The organism is Streptomyces sp. NPDC044984, assembly GCF_040646935.1.
In the GTDB taxonomy this organism is placed as follows: Bacteria; Actinomycetota; Actinomycetes; order Streptomycetales; family Streptomycetaceae; genus Streptomyces.
Genome location: NZ_JBEZBE010000008.1, coordinates 79,759 through 93,903, shown reverse-complemented (window position 1 = coordinate 93,903; position 14,145 = coordinate 79,759). Strand labels below are relative to the sequence as shown.

The window sequence follows — 14,145 nt, the reverse complement described above, 5'->3', positions numbered from 1 at the left end:
GGCCGTGTGCCGGTACAGCCCCGTTCCGCGTACCGCCCGCGGCCGTATCCCCGCCGACCGGGCCGCGCACGCCCGCGGTTCCCGGTTCCCCCGCGAAGGACCTCAGGTGATCACTTCCACCCTGCCCACCCCTGCCGGAAGACCCATCGACGACGCGGCGACCGCCTGGGCGCTGGCCGCGCGCGGCGGTGACTCCGACGCCGTCGACCGCTTCGTCCGCGCCCTGCACCGTGACGTCATCCGCTACGTCGCCCATCTGTGCGCCGACCCGCAGGCGGTGGACGATTTGGCCCAGGACACGTTCCTGCGGGCGCTCGGCAGCCTGCACCGGTTCGAGGGGCGCTCCTCGGCCCGCACCTGGCTGCTGGCCATCGCCCGCCGCGCGGTGGCCGACAGCCACCGGTACACGGCCGTACGGCCCCGGACGGCGGACGTCCCCGACTGGCAGCTGACCGTGGAACGGGCACAGCCGCGCGGACTGCCCGGATTCGACGAAGGGATCGTGCTGCTCGACCTGCTGGACCGGCTGCCGGACGAGCGGCGCGAGGCGTTCGTCCTCACGCAGCTGCTCGGGCTGCCGTACGCGGAGGCGGCGGCCCTCGGCGACTGCCCGGTCGGCACGGTCCGCTCCCGCGTCGCCCGCGCGCGGACGGCCCTCGCCGCCCTCGTCGCCGAGGCGGAGGAGGCGGAGGAGGCGAGCACGGCGGTACGGAAACCAGTTCTGGACTGAAAATCCAGCAGCTGGACGTATAGTCTGAGAAAGGTGGGTGGAACAGGCAGGAGGTGGGCTCATGGCGGCCGCACAGGGCCGGGACGCCGAGCGGGACGCGATCCTCGCCGCGCTGGCGCCGCTCGTCGACGGGATCGCCGCGACGTTCGGGCCGGTCTGCGAGGTGGTGCTGCACGACTACCGGCGCCCGGAGGGGTCGGTGGTCGCCGTGGCCGGCTCCGTGACCGGGCGGACGGTGGGCGGGGCGATGAGCGAGATCGGCATGCGGATGCTGGCCCGGGGCGATCGGGCCGCCGACGAGCTCAACTACGTCACCCGGACCGGGAACGGCGTCCTCGTGAAGTCCTCCACGATGGTGCTGCGGGACTCCGCGGGAGCGGTGTTCGGCGCCCTGTGCGTCAACGTCGACGTCACCGCCGTCGGCCGGGCGCACACCCTGCTCGGCGCCCTCGCCGGTCTCGGCACCGGTTCCGCCGAACCGCCGACGACCGCCTTCGGCAACGACATCGACTCCGTGGTGGAGGCGATCGTCGACGCCCACCAGCTGCGGCAGCACCGGGACTGGGCCCAGCTCGACCGCGAGGAACGGCTGCGCCTGTTCCGGGACCTGGACGCCCGCGGAGTCTTCGCCGTGCGGCGGGCGGTCGAGCAGGTCGCCGCACGGCTCGGCATCTCCCGTGCCTCCGCCTACAGCTACCTCTCCCAGTCCAGGACGACGACCGACCCGACCCCCGCCGGAGGCGGCACATGACGACCACCACCCCGCCGGTCACCCTCGACGACGTCCGTGCCGCCGCCGGGCGGCTCAAGGGCGTCGCGCACCGCACGCCCGTCCTGCGCTCCCGCACCCTGGACGCGCTCGCCGGCGCCGAGGTGCACCTCAAGTGCGAGAACTTCCAGCGGGTGGGCGCCTTCAAGTTCCGCGGCGCCTACAACGCGGTCTCCCGGCTCACCCCCGGTGAGCTGTCCCGGGGCGTCGCCGCCTACTCCTCCGGGAACCACGCCCAGGCCGTCGCCCTGGCCGCCCGGGAACTGGGCACCACCGCCGTCATCGTCATGCCCGAGGACGCGCCGCCGTCGAAGCGCGCGGCCACCGAGGGATACGGCGCCGAGATCGTCACCTACGACCGCTACACCGGTGACCGGGTCGCCCTCGCCGAGGCCCTCGCCGCCGAACGCGGCCTGACCCTCGTCCCGCCCTACGAGCACCCGCACGTCATCGCGGGACAGGGCACGGCAGCCCTCGAGCTCGTGGAAGAAACAGGGGAGCTGGACGCACTGCTCGCACCGGTCGGCGGCGGGGGGCTGATCGCCGGAAGCGCCACCGCCGTCAAGGGCCTGTACCCCGCCACACGGGTGATCGGCGTCGAGCCGGAGGCCGGCGACGACACCAAGCGGTCCCTGGAGGCGGGCCGGCGCGTGAGCGTCCCGGTCCCGCGCACCATCGCCGACGGCCAGGCCCTGCACACCCCGGGCGAGCTGGCGTTCTCCCTCAACCGGCGGCTCCTGGACGGGATCGTGCTGGTCGGCGACGACGAGATCAGGGACGCGATGCGGTTCGCCTTCGAGCGGCTGAAGATCGTCCTCGAGCCGAGCGGCGCCACCCCGCTCGCCGCACTGCTCACCGGCCGCGCGGGCCCCCTCCCGCCCCGCGTCGGCCTGATCCTGTCCGGCGGCAACATCGACGCCGGCCGCTTCGCCCGGCTCTGCGGCCCGGGCGACTGACGGACCGGCTTCACCCGAATGGCGTCCCCGAGTGGACGGACGGACGATGGAGTGGTGGGGCCCGGCCCCCGCCGGCGCCGTTCGAGGCGGACGGAGACCGGACCCGGCCGTGCAGGCGACGGTCGGAAGGGAACAGGGTCATGCTCGAGATCAAGACGCTGGACAAGCCGGACGAGAGGCGCGACTTCCCCAGGGGGCACCTGGAAGCCGTCCACATGACAGGGCTGGACTTCGCCGTGGCCACATTCGAGCCCGGGTGGCGCTGGTCCGAGTCCGTCGGTCCCATCGCGGGGACGGAGAGCTGCCGGATCCACCACAACGGCTACGTCGTCCAGGGCCGTATGCACATCCGCATGGACGACGGCGCCGAGCAGGAGGTCGGCCCCGGAGACGTCTTCGTCTGCGCACCGGGCCACGACGCGTGGGTCGTCGGCGACGACCAGGTCGTGGTGCACGACTTCGCGGGCGGCATGGCCCAGGACTACGCCAAGGCCGACTAGCCGCTCACCGGAGCCGTCCCCCGACGCGCACGGCCGTCCTCGCCCGGGGAGCACCTCGCGGGACGGCCGTCGGCGGTCACGGCGGCAGGAGGGGCTCGGCCCGGCGGATCGGGCATCGGTTCCCCGGAGCCGTGCGGTGGCGCCGGCCGGGCCCCGTCACACCGGGAGCAGCCCTCCGATCAGCGCGCTCAGCTGCCGTGCGTCGCGGCACTCGTGCATCTCCACCAGCTCCGCGTACTCGGGTGCGGCGGAGTCGCCCGTGCCCCAGCGGGAGCGCTGCTCCGGGTTCAGCCAGTGGACGCGCCGGGCGCGCCGGACCAGCTCGCGCACGGCCGCCAAGTTCGGGTCGGCCGTGTGGGTGCGGGCGTCGCCGAGGACGAACACCGTCGTGCGCGGGCCCACGGCATCGGCGTACCGTTCGGCGAACTCGCCCAGCGCCGTGCCGTAGTCGCTGCTGCCGTGCCGGCCGGTGACGGCCGCCTCGCCCCGGATCCGCGCACCCAGGCCCTCCGGGTCGGCGGCGCCGTGCACGAGCAGCCCGGTCACCTCGTCGACCCGGTTGACGAAGGCGAACACCCGCACCTTGGAGAACTGGTCGTGCAGCGCCTGCACCAGCAGCATCGTGAAGTCGGAGAACCCGGACACCGAGCCCGACACATCGCACAGCAGCACCAGTTCGGGCCGGGCGGGCCTGCGCCGGCGCAGCACGGGCCGCATCGGCACCCCGCCGGTCGACAGCGAGCCGCGCAGCGTCCGGCGCAGATCGACGCTGCCGCGCGCGGCCCGTCGGCGGCGGGCGGCCAGCCGGGTCGCCAGCTTCCGGGCCAGCGGCCGCACCGTCCGGCGCAGTTCGGCCAGCCGGTCCTTCCCGGCGAACAGGAAGTCGACGCGGTCGGCGGTCGGGGCCACCGCACGCCGGGCGATCTCGTCCCGGCCCCGCCGCTCCGCCACCCGGCGCCGCGCCTCCACGGCCACCATCCGCCGGAACTCCTCGACGCGCCGCCGGATCTCGTCCTCGAGCAGCCGGTCGCCGAAGCCCGCCGAACCGTCCCGCCCGCGCACCTCGTCCCGCACCCGCGCCAGCAGGGTCTGCGGACGCAGCCGCTCCAGCGTCTGGTACGACGACCAGCCGTCCGACCCCGGTGAACTCCCGTACCCGCCGAAGCCGTCGACCGCCTCCACCGCCAACCGGCCCAGCAGGGCGGTGTCGTTGTCGGCGAGCGCGGCCGCCAGCCGTTCGCGCAGCTCGTCCCGGTCCCCGGGCCCGCCCTCCGGCGCGCCGACCCCGCGCGGGAAATACAGGTCGAAGACGGCGTCGAACACCGGGCGTTGACCGGTACCGTGCAGCAGGGTCGCCGCCAGGCCCTCCCGGAGCAGTTCCCGGTCGGCGAGTCCGAGCGCCTCCGTCGCGCGGGCCGCGTCCACGGTCTCTCCCGTGCCGACGCGCACCCCGTGCGCGCGCAGCGCGTCGACGAGGCCGGTCAGCCGGGCCGCGAGGGCCGAGTCCGCGACGGCGTTCACACGGCGTCCAGGTCGAGCTTGGCCGCCGCCTTCTGGATGTCGTCCTGGTGCTTGAGGACCACGCCGAGGCTGTCGCGCACGACCGTCTCGTCCAGGGTGCCGGCGCCCAGCGCCAGCAGGGTGCGGGCCCAGTCGACGGTCTCGGCCACCGACGGCGCCTTCCGCAGGTCCATGGCGCGCAGCGCCCCCACGACCCGTACGACGGACTCGGCCAGCGCCGCGTCGATGCCCGGCACCTTCAGCCGTACGATCCGCCGCTCCAGTTCCGCGTCGGGGAAGCCGATGTGCAGGAAAAGACAGCGGCGGCGCAGCGCCTCCGACAGCTCCCGGGTCGCGTTCGAGGTGAGGACCACGAAGGGGCGGCGGGTGGCGGTGACGGTGCCCAGCTCCGGAACGGTCACCTGGAAGTCGCCGAGGACCTCGAGGAGCAGGCCCTCGACCTCCACGTCCGCCTTGTCGGTCTCGTCGATCAGCAGCACCTTGGGGTCGTCGCCGCGGATGGCCGTCAGCAGCGGACGGGGCAGCAGGAACTCCTCGCTGAAGATGTCCGTGCGGGTCTCGTCCCAGCTCTCGTCGCGGCCGGCGCTGATCCGCAGCAGCTGCTTGGCGTGGTTCCACTCGTACAGCGCCCGCGACTCGTCGACGCCCTCGTAGCACTGCAGGCGCACCAGCCGGGCCCCGGCGACCTGGGCGACGGCCTTGGCGAGTTCGGTCTTGCCGACCCCGGCGGGGCCCTCCACCAGCAGCGGCTTGCCGAGCCGGTCGGCGAGGAAGACGGTCGTGGCGACCGCGGGCGACGCCAGATAGCCGGTCTCGGCGAGGCGCGCGGAGACGTCGTCGACGGAACGGAACAACGGAAACCTCCGGCTGGGCGAGGGAACGACGCGGTCCGGACATCCCAGGGATGCCCGGACCTATCCAAGCGCTTGCTCACCGCTCTGTCACGCGGTCAGGGCGACCGCCCGCACCGCCGGTGTGCGCAGCACGCGTCGCGCCGTGCCCAGGCTCGTCCCGAGGGTCACCGCGGCCGTCACCGCCACCATGGCGAGCCACGTGCCGAGGAACTGGTCCGGCAGCACCCCGTCGGTGCGCACGACCGTGAACGGGACGACCCCGGCCAGCGCGGCCATCGTGCCGAAGAACACCCCGGCGACCGTGAGGATCGCGCCCTCGGCACCCACCACGCCGAGCACCTGGCCCGGAGTGGCCCCCGCCAGACGCTGCTGCCCGAACTCACGGGAGCGGTAGGTCGTGGCGGCGTACAGCGAGTTGACCAGCATGACGCAGACGAAGACGGCGATGATGCCGACGACGGTGAGGTTGAGCGTCTCCAGGTTCTTCGCGTCGACCGACTTCACCAGGCCCGAGGCCGCGACGGCGTCGCTCTCCACCGCCTGCATGGTGAGCGTCGCCGTGGACACCGCCGTGAACAGGATCAGCGACACCAGGATCCCGGCGAGCTCCCCGGCCCGCCGCCGCAGGTTCCGCACGGCCAGCCACCCGCTCGCCCCGCTCGGTGTCAGCCGGTTGAGCAGACCCCGCAGCAGCCGCGGCGCCAGCAGCGCCAACCCCACCGAGAGCATGATCGCCCCGTAGGCGGGCGGCGCCATCAGCACCTCGTCCGTCGCGGAGAGGAAGAAGGTGGAGCCGGCCCCCGCGGCACCGGCGGCCAGCGCGCCGTACGCCAGGACGCGCCGTGCCCCGGCCCGCTCCCCGCCACGCCGCGTCACCCGCCGCACGGCGAGGAACGCGGCGCCCGCCGCCGCGAGCAGGGTGATGTCCACGCCGGACAGCAGCGCGATCGGGCCGAAGGAGTACTCGACCGACCGCGCGACCTGACCGCCGTCCTGGAACATGTCCAGCAGCGCCCGCCCGCCGAGCATCGCCGGGCCGATCGCCAGCGCCGCGCCCACCAGGGCCACGGCCACCGCCTCACCCACGACCATCCGCTTGATCTGCGCCGGGGTCGCCCCCGAGCAGCGCAGCAGTTCCAGCTCGGCCGCCCGCTGCCGCACGTTCACCGTCAGCGTCGAGGCGACGGCGAAGAACACCAGCAGCGTGCCGTACCCGCCGACGACGCCGGCCGCCGTGCCCAGGGTGTCGGAGCTCACCGGGTCCACGCCCGGCTGCCCGGCCGTGTCGTGCATCGAGTTGAACATCATGATGACCGCCGCGCCCAGGAAGGCGGACAGCAGCGTCGCGAGGAACCGTCCGGGCCGCTGCCGGACCGACCGCATGGCCAGTACGAACACGGCTCACACCCCCGCCGTCACGTCGTCGCCCAGGTGTGCCAGCCGCTCGGCCACCGCGTCCGCCGTCGGCGCGTCCAGCCGGCCGGCGAGACGGCCGTCGGCGAGGAACAGCACGCTGTCGGCGTAGGAGGCGGCGACCGGGTCGTGCGTCACCATCACCACGGTCCGCCCGTGCACCCGCACCGCCTGCTGGAGCAGCGCCAGCACCTCCCGCGCGCTGCGCGTGTCCAGGGCGCCGGTCGGCTCGTCCGCGAAGATCACCCGGGGTTCGGTGACCAGCGCCCGGGCGATCGCCACCCGCTGCCGCTGACCGCCGGACAGCTGGTCGGGCCGGTGCCCGAGCCGGTCGCCCAGACCGACGGCGGTGAGGATCTCCCGGGCCCGCCTCCGGTCCACGCGCCTTCCGGCCAGCTTCAGCGGCAGCACGGTGTTCTGCGCGACGGTCAGCGTCTCCAGCAGGTTGTACTGCTGGAACACGAACCCGATCCGCCCGCGCCGGAACCTCGTCAGCTCCGCCTCGCCGCCGCCCGTCAGCTCGGTCCCGTCGACGCGCACGATCCCGCTGTCCGGCCGGTCGAGCCCCGCCGCGCACTGCAGCAGTGTCGACTTGCCCGAGCCCGACGGCCCCATCACCGCGGTGAACGTGCCCCGCGCCAGGCCGAGCGTCACCCCGTCGAGGGCGGTCACGGCGCTGTCCGCGGTGCCGTAGGACTTGCTGACCTTCACCAGCCGCAGCGCCTCGGGGGCGGGGCCCGTGTCGTGGTCGCGTCGTGACCCGTTGCGAAACATCGGCATCTCCTCCGTCCGGCACGTCCTGTGCCCTGCCGAAGACGCTACGGAGGAGACGGCCGCACCACACGGGGCGCAGAACCCGTATCGGGGGGTGTAGTCAGGGACACCCCCCGGAGGGGTTCACCCGACCAGCACGACCTCCAGCGTGCGCGGTCCGTGCACGCCCTCCACCCGGTCGAGTTCGATGTCGCTGGTCGCCGACGGGCCGGAGATCCAGGTGAGCGGACGGGCCGGGTCGAGGCGTTCGAGGGCCTGGGGGACGGAGGAGACGACCTGGTCCGGGACCCGGACCACACAGATGTGGTGGTCGGGGACCAGGGTGATCCGGCGCCGGCCCTGGTCGGGGGAGCCGTCCAGCACGATCGTGCCCGTCTCGGCGACGGCCACCGCGCAGGCGGTGACCACACTGTCGACCCGGTCCAGCTCGTGCGGCGTGCTCTCCGCCCGGTCCATGACCCGGGTCACCTCCGCCCCGGCGAGCCAGTCCTCGTCGAGGCCGGGGGGAACGAGCACCGACGACGCGCCGCGCGCCGCGAGCAGCCCGGCGACCGTCCCGGCCAGCCCGGCCGGGTCCGTACGGTGCACGACCGCCCGGTAGTCGGCCAGGTTCTCCGCGAGGAGGTCCACCGTCTCCTCGACGGTGCGCTCACCGTGCTCGCGCAGGTAGTCACGGGCGACCGCCCGCTCGTACGGGGTGTCGTCCTTCGGCACGTCGGCGAGGGCGCGCCGCACCCGGCCCAGGATCCGTTCCCTGCTGCTCACTTCGCCGCTCCCTTCCCACTCCGCGTACGCTGCCACCAGTCCCGGAACGGTTCCGCCGGCACCGGCGGCAGGTCCCGGGTCCCGCTCCACGCCCGGCCGGGGCCCGGCAGGGTGCGCGGATGGAGGCGGCGGGTGCGCGAGGCGAGGCGCTGGCCGGTGCGCAGGGCCCCGGGATACGTGAACGCCCAGCGGGCGGCGCGCATCGCGGCGCGTTCGGCGGCGTGCCCCTTGGCCGGCTTGAGCACCACCTTGTTGCCGCCCCGGGTCACCTCCCCGCCCTGCACCACCCGCTCCCGCAGATGCACCAGCACCTCGGGGATGTCGATGGCGACCGGGCACACCTCGTAGCAGGCCCCGCACAGCGACGAGGCGTACGGCAGGGAGGCGTCGATCTCGCTGCCGGTTCCCCGGAGCTGAGGGCTGAGGATGGCGCCGATCGGGCCCGGGTAGACCGAGCCGTACGCGTGGCCGCCGGCCCGCTCGTACACCGGGCACACGTTGAGGCAGGCGGAGCAGCGGATGCAGCGCAGTGCCTGCCGGCCCACCTCGTCGGCGAGGGTGTCGGTGCGGCCGTTGTCCAGCAGGACCAGGTGGAAGTTCCGCGGGCCGTCCTCGTCGGTGGTGCCGGTCCACGTCGAGGTGTACGGGTTCATCCGCTCGGCGGTCGAGGAACGGGGGAGGGTCTGCAGGAACACCTCCAGGTCCTGCCAGGTCGGCACGATCTTCTCGATGCCGACGACCGAGATCAGCGTCTCGGGCAGGGTCAGGCACATGCGTCCGTTGCCCTCGGACTCCACCACCACCAGCGTGCCGGTCTCGGCGACCATGAAGTTGGCGCCGGAGACGCCGACCTTGGCGCGCAGGAACTTCTCCCGCAGGTGCAGCCGGGCCGCCTCGGCGAGTTCGGCGGGTGTGTCCGCCAGCCCTTCCGGGGCGGGGCGGCCCCACTCGCTCATCTCCCGGGCGAAGATCTCCCGGATCTCCCCGCGGTTGCGGTGGATCGCCGGCACCAGGATGTGCGAGGGCCGGTCCTTGCCCAACTGCACGATCAGCTCGGCCAGATCGGTCTCGTAGGCGGCGATGCCCGCCGCCTCCAGGGCCTCGTTGAGGCCGATCTCCTGCGTGGCCATCGACTTGACCTTGACGACCTCCGACTCACCGGTCTCCTTGACCAGCCGTGTCACGATCCGGTTGGCCTCGTCGGCGTCGACGGCCCAGTGCACGGTGCCGCCCGCCGCCGTCACCGACTCCTCCAACCGCTCGAGGTAGCGGTCCAGGTGACGGAGCGTGTGGTCCTTGATCCGCTTGCCGGCCTCCCGCAGCTCCGCCCAGTCGGAGACCTCCGCCACGGCGTTCGCCCGCTTGGCCCGGATGGTGTGCGTGGCGTGCCGCAGATTGCCGCGCAGCGTCGCGTTGCCGACCGCCTCGTGGGCGGCCTTGGGAAACGCCGGCATCCCGACGAAAGTCCCGCTCATACGGCCGGTTCCTCCTCCGTGCTCGCCAGGATCTCCGCGATGTGCACCGGCCGCATGCCGGTCCGCAGCCTGGTCATCGTTCCGCCGATGTGCATCAGGCACGAGTTGTCCGCCGCGCACAGCACCTCGGCGCCCGTCGACTCGGCGTTGCGCACCTTGTCGGCGCCCATCGCCGCCGAGACGTCGGAGTTCTTCAGGGCGAAGGTGCCGCCGAAGCCGCAGCACTCCTCGGCGCCCGGCAGCTCGACCAGTTCCAGCCCCTTCACCGCCCGCAGCAGCCGCCGGGGGCGCTCGCCCAGGCCCAGCACGCGCAGCCCGTGGCAGGTCGGGTGGTAGGTCACCTTGTGCGGGTAGTACGCCCCGACGTCCGTCACCCCCAGCACGTCCACCAGGAACTCCGTCAGCTCGTACGTCTTCGGCGCCAACGGTGCCAGCGTCGCCGCGAGGGTGTCCCCGCGGCCCTCCGCCCGGGCCCGCTCACCCATCCGCGGATACAGATCCCGCACCATCGCCCCGCACGACCCGGACGGCGTCACGATCGCCTCGTACTCCCCGAAGACATCGGAGAAGTGCCGGGCGAGCGGCTCGGCCTCGTGCCGGTAGCCCGTGTTGTAGTGCGCCTGGCCGCAACACGTCTGCGCCATCGGGAAGTCGACGTCGACGCCCAGCCTGGTCAGGAGTTTCACCACGGCGCGCCCGGTGTCCGGATACAGCGTGTCGTTGACACAGGTCAGGAACAGTGCGACACGCATCGCGGCTCCTAGTGAGATCGATCATCGGGTGGATGCAGGGTAGTGGGGAGCGGGGACCCGGGGGAGACCGCGTCAGCCCCGGGCGAGCCGGGCCTGCGCCGCCTGCCACCGCTGCGTACCGCCGCGCGGTTCGTACCGCGTCAGCGGTTGCGTACGGGTGAGCAGCCGCCGCATCCCGGCCAGGTCGCCGACCAGCCCGTGGGCACGGGCCTGCACCAGCACGTTGCCCAGGGCCGCCGCCTCCGTCGGCCCGGACACCACCGGCAGCCCGCAGGCGTCGGCGGTCAGCTGGCACAGCAGGGCGTTGCGGGTGCCGCCGCCCACGATGTGCACCACGTCGGCCGACTGCCCGGCGAGCCGCTGCGCGTCGGTGACGGCCTTGCGGTGGGCCAAGGCGAGCGAGTCGAGGATGCACCGGGTGATCTCGGCGGGGGTGGCGGGCACGGGCTGTCCCGAGTCCCGGCAGGCCGCGGCGATCCGCTCCGGCATCCGCCCGGGCGCGAGGAACGCCGCGTCCCCGGCGTCCACCACCGACCGCAGCGCCGGCACCTTGGCCGCGTCGAGCAGCAGCGTGCCCAGATCCGGCTCGCCCCAGGCCCGCACGCACTCCTGGAGCAGCCACAGGCCCATGATGTTGCGCAGATAGCGGACCGTGCCGTCCAGCCCCAGCTCGTTGGTGAAGTTGGCGGCCCGGCTCTCCTCGGTGAGCACCGGCGCGTCCAGCTCGAGACCGGCCAGCGACCAGGTGCCGGTGCAGATGTACGCGAACCGCTCGCCGTCCGCCGGTACGGCGGCCACCGCGGACGCGGTGTCGTGCGAGCCGACCGCCGTCACCGGGACCGGCCCGGCCAGCCCGGTCTCCTCCAGCACCTCGGGCCGCAGCACCCCGGCCGCGTCCCCGGGCCGGCGCAGCGGCGCGAACAGCGAGAGGTCGATGCCGAGGCGCTCCGCGACCCCGTGCGCCCAGTCGCGGGTGCGCGGGTCGATCAGCTGGGTGGTCGAGGCGTTGGTCAGCTCCGTGCCCTGCTCGCCGGTCAGCCAGTACGCCAGCAGATCCGGGATCAGCAACAGCCGCCGGGCCCGCGCCAGTTGGGCCGAATCGCGGGCCGCCGTCAACTGGTACAGCGTGTTGAACGGCGCGTACTGCAGACCGGTCGCCGCGTACAGCTCGTCGGCGGGCACGGTCGCCCACACCTTCTCCGCGATCCCGTCGGTACGGCTGTCGCGGTAGTGCACCGGGTTGCCGAGCAGCGCCCCGTCCGCGTCCAGCAGCCCGTAGTCCACGGCCCAGCTGTCGATGCCGACGGAGTCCACCCGCCCGGCCGCCCTCAGCCCGTCCAGCACCCCGGCGTACAGCCCCAGCACGTCCCAGCGCAGCCCCTCGGGCACGCGCACCGGCCGGTTGGGGAAGCGGTTGACCTCGGTCAGCCCCAGGCTGTCGGGGCCGACGCGGCCGACCATGACGCGTCCGCTGGACGCGCCGAGGTCGACCGCGGCGTAGGACTTCACGGCGCTCATCGCAGGAACGCGGCGGCGACGCCGGCGTCGACCGGGACGTGCAGTCCGGTGGTGTGGGTGAGGTCGCCGCCGGTCAGCGCGAACACGGCGTTCGCCACGTGCTCGGGCAGCACCTCGCGCTTCAGCAGCGTCCGCTGGGCGTAGAACTCGCCCAGCTTCTCCTCCGGCACCCCGTACACGGCGGCGCGCTTGGCGCCCCAGCCGCCCGCGAAGATCCCGGAGCCGCGCACCACGCCGTCCGGGTTGACGCCGTTGACGCGGATGCCGTGCTCACCCAGCTCGGCGGCGAGCAGGCGCACCTGGTGCGCCTGGTCGGCCTTGGTGGCCGAGTAGGCGATGTTGTTCGGGCCGGCGAACACCGCGTTCTTCGACGCGATGTAGACGATGTCGCCGCCCAGCTCCTGCGCGGTCATCACCCGGGCCGCCTCGCGCGAGACGAGGAAGGAGCCGCGGGCCATGATGTCGTGCTGCAGGTCCCAGTCCTTCGCGGACGTCTCGAGCAGCGGCTTGGAGATCGAGATGCCGGCGTTGTTCACCACCAGGTCGACCCCGCCGAAGGCGAGCACGGCGGCCTTGAAGGCGTCCGCGATCTGCTCCTCGGACGTCACGTCCACGGTCACGGCGACGGCCTTGTCGGACCCGCCCAGCTCCTCGGCGACGGCCGCGGCGTTCTCCCCGTTCAGGTCGGCCACGACGACACACGCGCCCTCGGCCACCAGCCGCTGGGCGATCGCCCTGCCGATCCCGCTGCCCGCACCCGTCACCAGCGCCACCCGGGTGGCGAGCGGCTTGGGCTTCGGCATCCGCTGGAGCTTGGCCTCCTCCAGCGCCCAGTACTCGATGCGGAACTTCTCCGACTCCTCGATCGGCGCGTACGTGGAGACCGCCTCGGCCCCGCGCATCACGTTGATCGCGTTGATGTAGAACTCGCCGGCCACCCGCGCGGTCTGCTTGTCCTTGCCGAAGCTGAACATGCCCACGCCCGGCACCAGCACGATCGCCGGGTCGGCGCCGCGCATCGCGGGGGAGTCCGGCTCCGCGTGCCGCGCGTAGTAGGCGGCGTACTCCTCGCGGTAGGCCGCGTGCAGCTCCTTCAGCCGGGCGACCGCCTCGTCGAGCGGGGCGGACGGCGGCAGGTCGAGGACGAGCGGGCGGACCTTGGTGCGCAGGAAGTGGTCCGGGCAGGAGGTGCCCAGCGCGGCCAGCCGCGGGTGCTCGGCACGGGCCAGGAAGTCCAGTACGGCCTCGGAGTCGTCGAAGTGGCCGACCTGCGGCCGGTCCTGCGAGGCGACGGCGCGGACGTACGGCGCCAGCGCGGCGGCCCGCTCCCGGCGCTCCTCCCCGGACAGCGCCTCGTACCCCTCGATCACCGGCCCGAACGGCTCCGGCCGGCCGCGCTCGGCGAGGAACTCCTCGGCGGTGCGGATGATGTGCAGCGAGTTGCGCTCGCACTCCTCGGAGGTGTCGCCCCAGGCGGTGATGCCGTGCCCGCCGAGCACACAGCCGATGGCCTGCGGGTTGGCCTCCTTCACGGCGGCGATGTCCAGCCCGAGCTGGAAACCGGGCCGCCGCCACGGCACCCACACCACGGTGTCGCCGAAGCACTCGGCGGTCAGCTTCTCCCCGTCGGCCGCGCAGGCGAGCGCGATTCCGGAGTCGGGGTGGAGGTGGTCCACGTGCGCGGCGTCGACGAGCCCGTGCATCGCGGTGTCGATCGAGGGGGCCGCACCGCCCTTGCCGTGCAGGCAGTAGTCGAACGCGGCGACCATCTCGTCCTCGCGCTCGACACCCGGGTAGACGTCGGTGAGCGCCCGCAGCCGGTCCAGCCGCAGCGCGGCCAGCCCCGCCTCGGTCAGCGTCCCGAGGTCGCCCCCGGACCCCTTGACCCACATCAGCTCGACGTCGCCCCCGGTGACGGGGTCGGTGTCGGTGCCCTTGGCGGAGGTGTTGCCGCCGGCGTAGTTGGTGTTACGGGGGTCAGCACCGAGCCGGTGCGATCGAGCGAGCAGAGCGGCGGCTTCGGGATGGGTAGACATCAACGATCAGTCCTTTTCGAACGAGGGGATGTGGAGCGCCCCTTCAGGGGCGCGGGGCGGAGTCGGACATGCGGCTGCCGCC

Annotated in this window: 13 protein-coding genes; 4 read left to right on the top strand and 9 right to left on the bottom strand. The window is 73.6% G+C overall.

What is annotated here, in order from left to right:
- Window positions 1-106 precede the first annotated feature (106 nt).
- From AB0A94_RS11235 to AB0A94_RS11220, 4 genes are all read left to right on the top strand, one after another.
- On the top strand, window positions 107-730 hold the full coding sequence (locus AB0A94_RS11235) for a sigma-70 family RNA polymerase sigma factor (protein WP_361742235.1): 624 nt from the start codon (window positions 107-109) through the stop codon (window positions 728-730).
- Window positions 731-791: 61 nt separating this feature from the next.
- Window positions 792-1,481 carry a PAS domain-containing protein gene (locus AB0A94_RS11230; RefSeq protein ID WP_361742233.1) on the top strand — a complete coding sequence of 230 codons (690 nt, stop codon included), beginning with the start codon at window positions 792-794 and terminating at the stop codon, window positions 1,479-1,481.
- Window positions 1,478-2,455 carry a pyridoxal-phosphate dependent enzyme gene (locus AB0A94_RS11225; protein WP_361742230.1) on the top strand — a complete coding sequence of 326 codons (978 nt, stop codon included), beginning with the start codon at window positions 1,478-1,480 and terminating at the stop codon, window positions 2,453-2,455. The genes AB0A94_RS11230 and AB0A94_RS11225 overlap by 4 nt, the downstream gene beginning before the upstream one ends.
- A gap of 140 nt (window positions 2,456-2,595) precedes the next feature.
- Window positions 2,596-2,955, top strand: a complete 360-nt coding sequence (locus AB0A94_RS11220) for a cupin domain-containing protein (RefSeq protein WP_361742227.1) — start codon at window positions 2,596-2,598, stop codon at window positions 2,953-2,955.
- 156 nt (window positions 2,956-3,111) lie between these two features.
- Here AB0A94_RS11220 and AB0A94_RS11215 read toward each other — a convergent pair whose 3' ends face one another.
- The 9 genes from AB0A94_RS11215 to AB0A94_RS11175 form a co-directional block, all read right to left on the bottom strand.
- The gene (locus AB0A94_RS11215) at window positions 3,112-4,476 is read right to left on the bottom strand and encodes a VWA domain-containing protein (RefSeq protein ID WP_361742224.1); all 1,365 of its coding nucleotides are present in this window, start codon (window positions 4,474-4,476) and stop codon (window positions 3,112-3,114) included.
- Window positions 4,473-5,330, bottom strand: coding sequence for a MoxR family ATPase (locus AB0A94_RS11210; protein WP_361742221.1), 858 nt, complete (start codon window positions 5,328-5,330; stop codon window positions 4,473-4,475). The genes AB0A94_RS11215 and AB0A94_RS11210 overlap by 4 nt, the downstream gene beginning before the upstream one ends.
- Window positions 5,331-5,417: 87 nt before the next feature.
- Entirely contained in the window at window positions 5,418-6,728 is a 1,311-nt protein-coding gene (locus AB0A94_RS11205) for an FtsX-like permease family protein (protein ID WP_361742218.1), read from the bottom strand.
- Window positions 6,729-6,731: 3 nt separating this feature from the next.
- Window positions 6,732-7,517 (bottom strand): ABC transporter ATP-binding protein, encoded by a 786-nt coding sequence (locus tag AB0A94_RS11200; RefSeq protein ID WP_361742215.1) that lies wholly within the window; start codon window positions 7,515-7,517, stop codon window positions 6,732-6,734.
- A 123-nt stretch (window positions 7,518-7,640) separates the two neighbouring features.
- Complete coding sequence (locus AB0A94_RS11195) at window positions 7,641-8,282, bottom strand: LUD domain-containing protein (protein ID WP_361742213.1); 642 nt, start codon at window positions 8,280-8,282, stop codon at window positions 7,641-7,643.
- A complete protein-coding gene (locus AB0A94_RS11190; protein ID WP_361742210.1) occupies window positions 8,279-9,757 on the bottom strand; it encodes a LutB/LldF family L-lactate oxidation iron-sulfur protein in 1,479 nt (492 codons plus the stop codon). The genes AB0A94_RS11195 and AB0A94_RS11190 overlap by 4 nt, the downstream gene beginning before the upstream one ends.
- On the bottom strand, window positions 9,754-10,509 hold the full coding sequence (locus AB0A94_RS11185) for a (Fe-S)-binding protein (RefSeq protein ID WP_361742207.1): 756 nt from the start codon (window positions 10,507-10,509) through the stop codon (window positions 9,754-9,756). Before AB0A94_RS11185 ends, AB0A94_RS11190 begins: the two co-directional genes overlap by 4 nt.
- A gap of 72 nt (window positions 10,510-10,581) precedes the next feature.
- Window positions 10,582-12,027, bottom strand: a complete 1,446-nt coding sequence (locus AB0A94_RS11180) for a rhamnulokinase family protein (RefSeq protein WP_361742204.1) — start codon at window positions 12,025-12,027, stop codon at window positions 10,582-10,584.
- On the bottom strand, window positions 12,024-14,063 hold the full coding sequence (locus tag AB0A94_RS11175) for a bifunctional aldolase/short-chain dehydrogenase (RefSeq protein WP_361742201.1): 2,040 nt from the start codon (window positions 14,061-14,063) through the stop codon (window positions 12,024-12,026). The genes AB0A94_RS11180 and AB0A94_RS11175 overlap by 4 nt, the downstream gene beginning before the upstream one ends.
- Window positions 14,064-14,145: the final 82 nt, after the last annotated feature.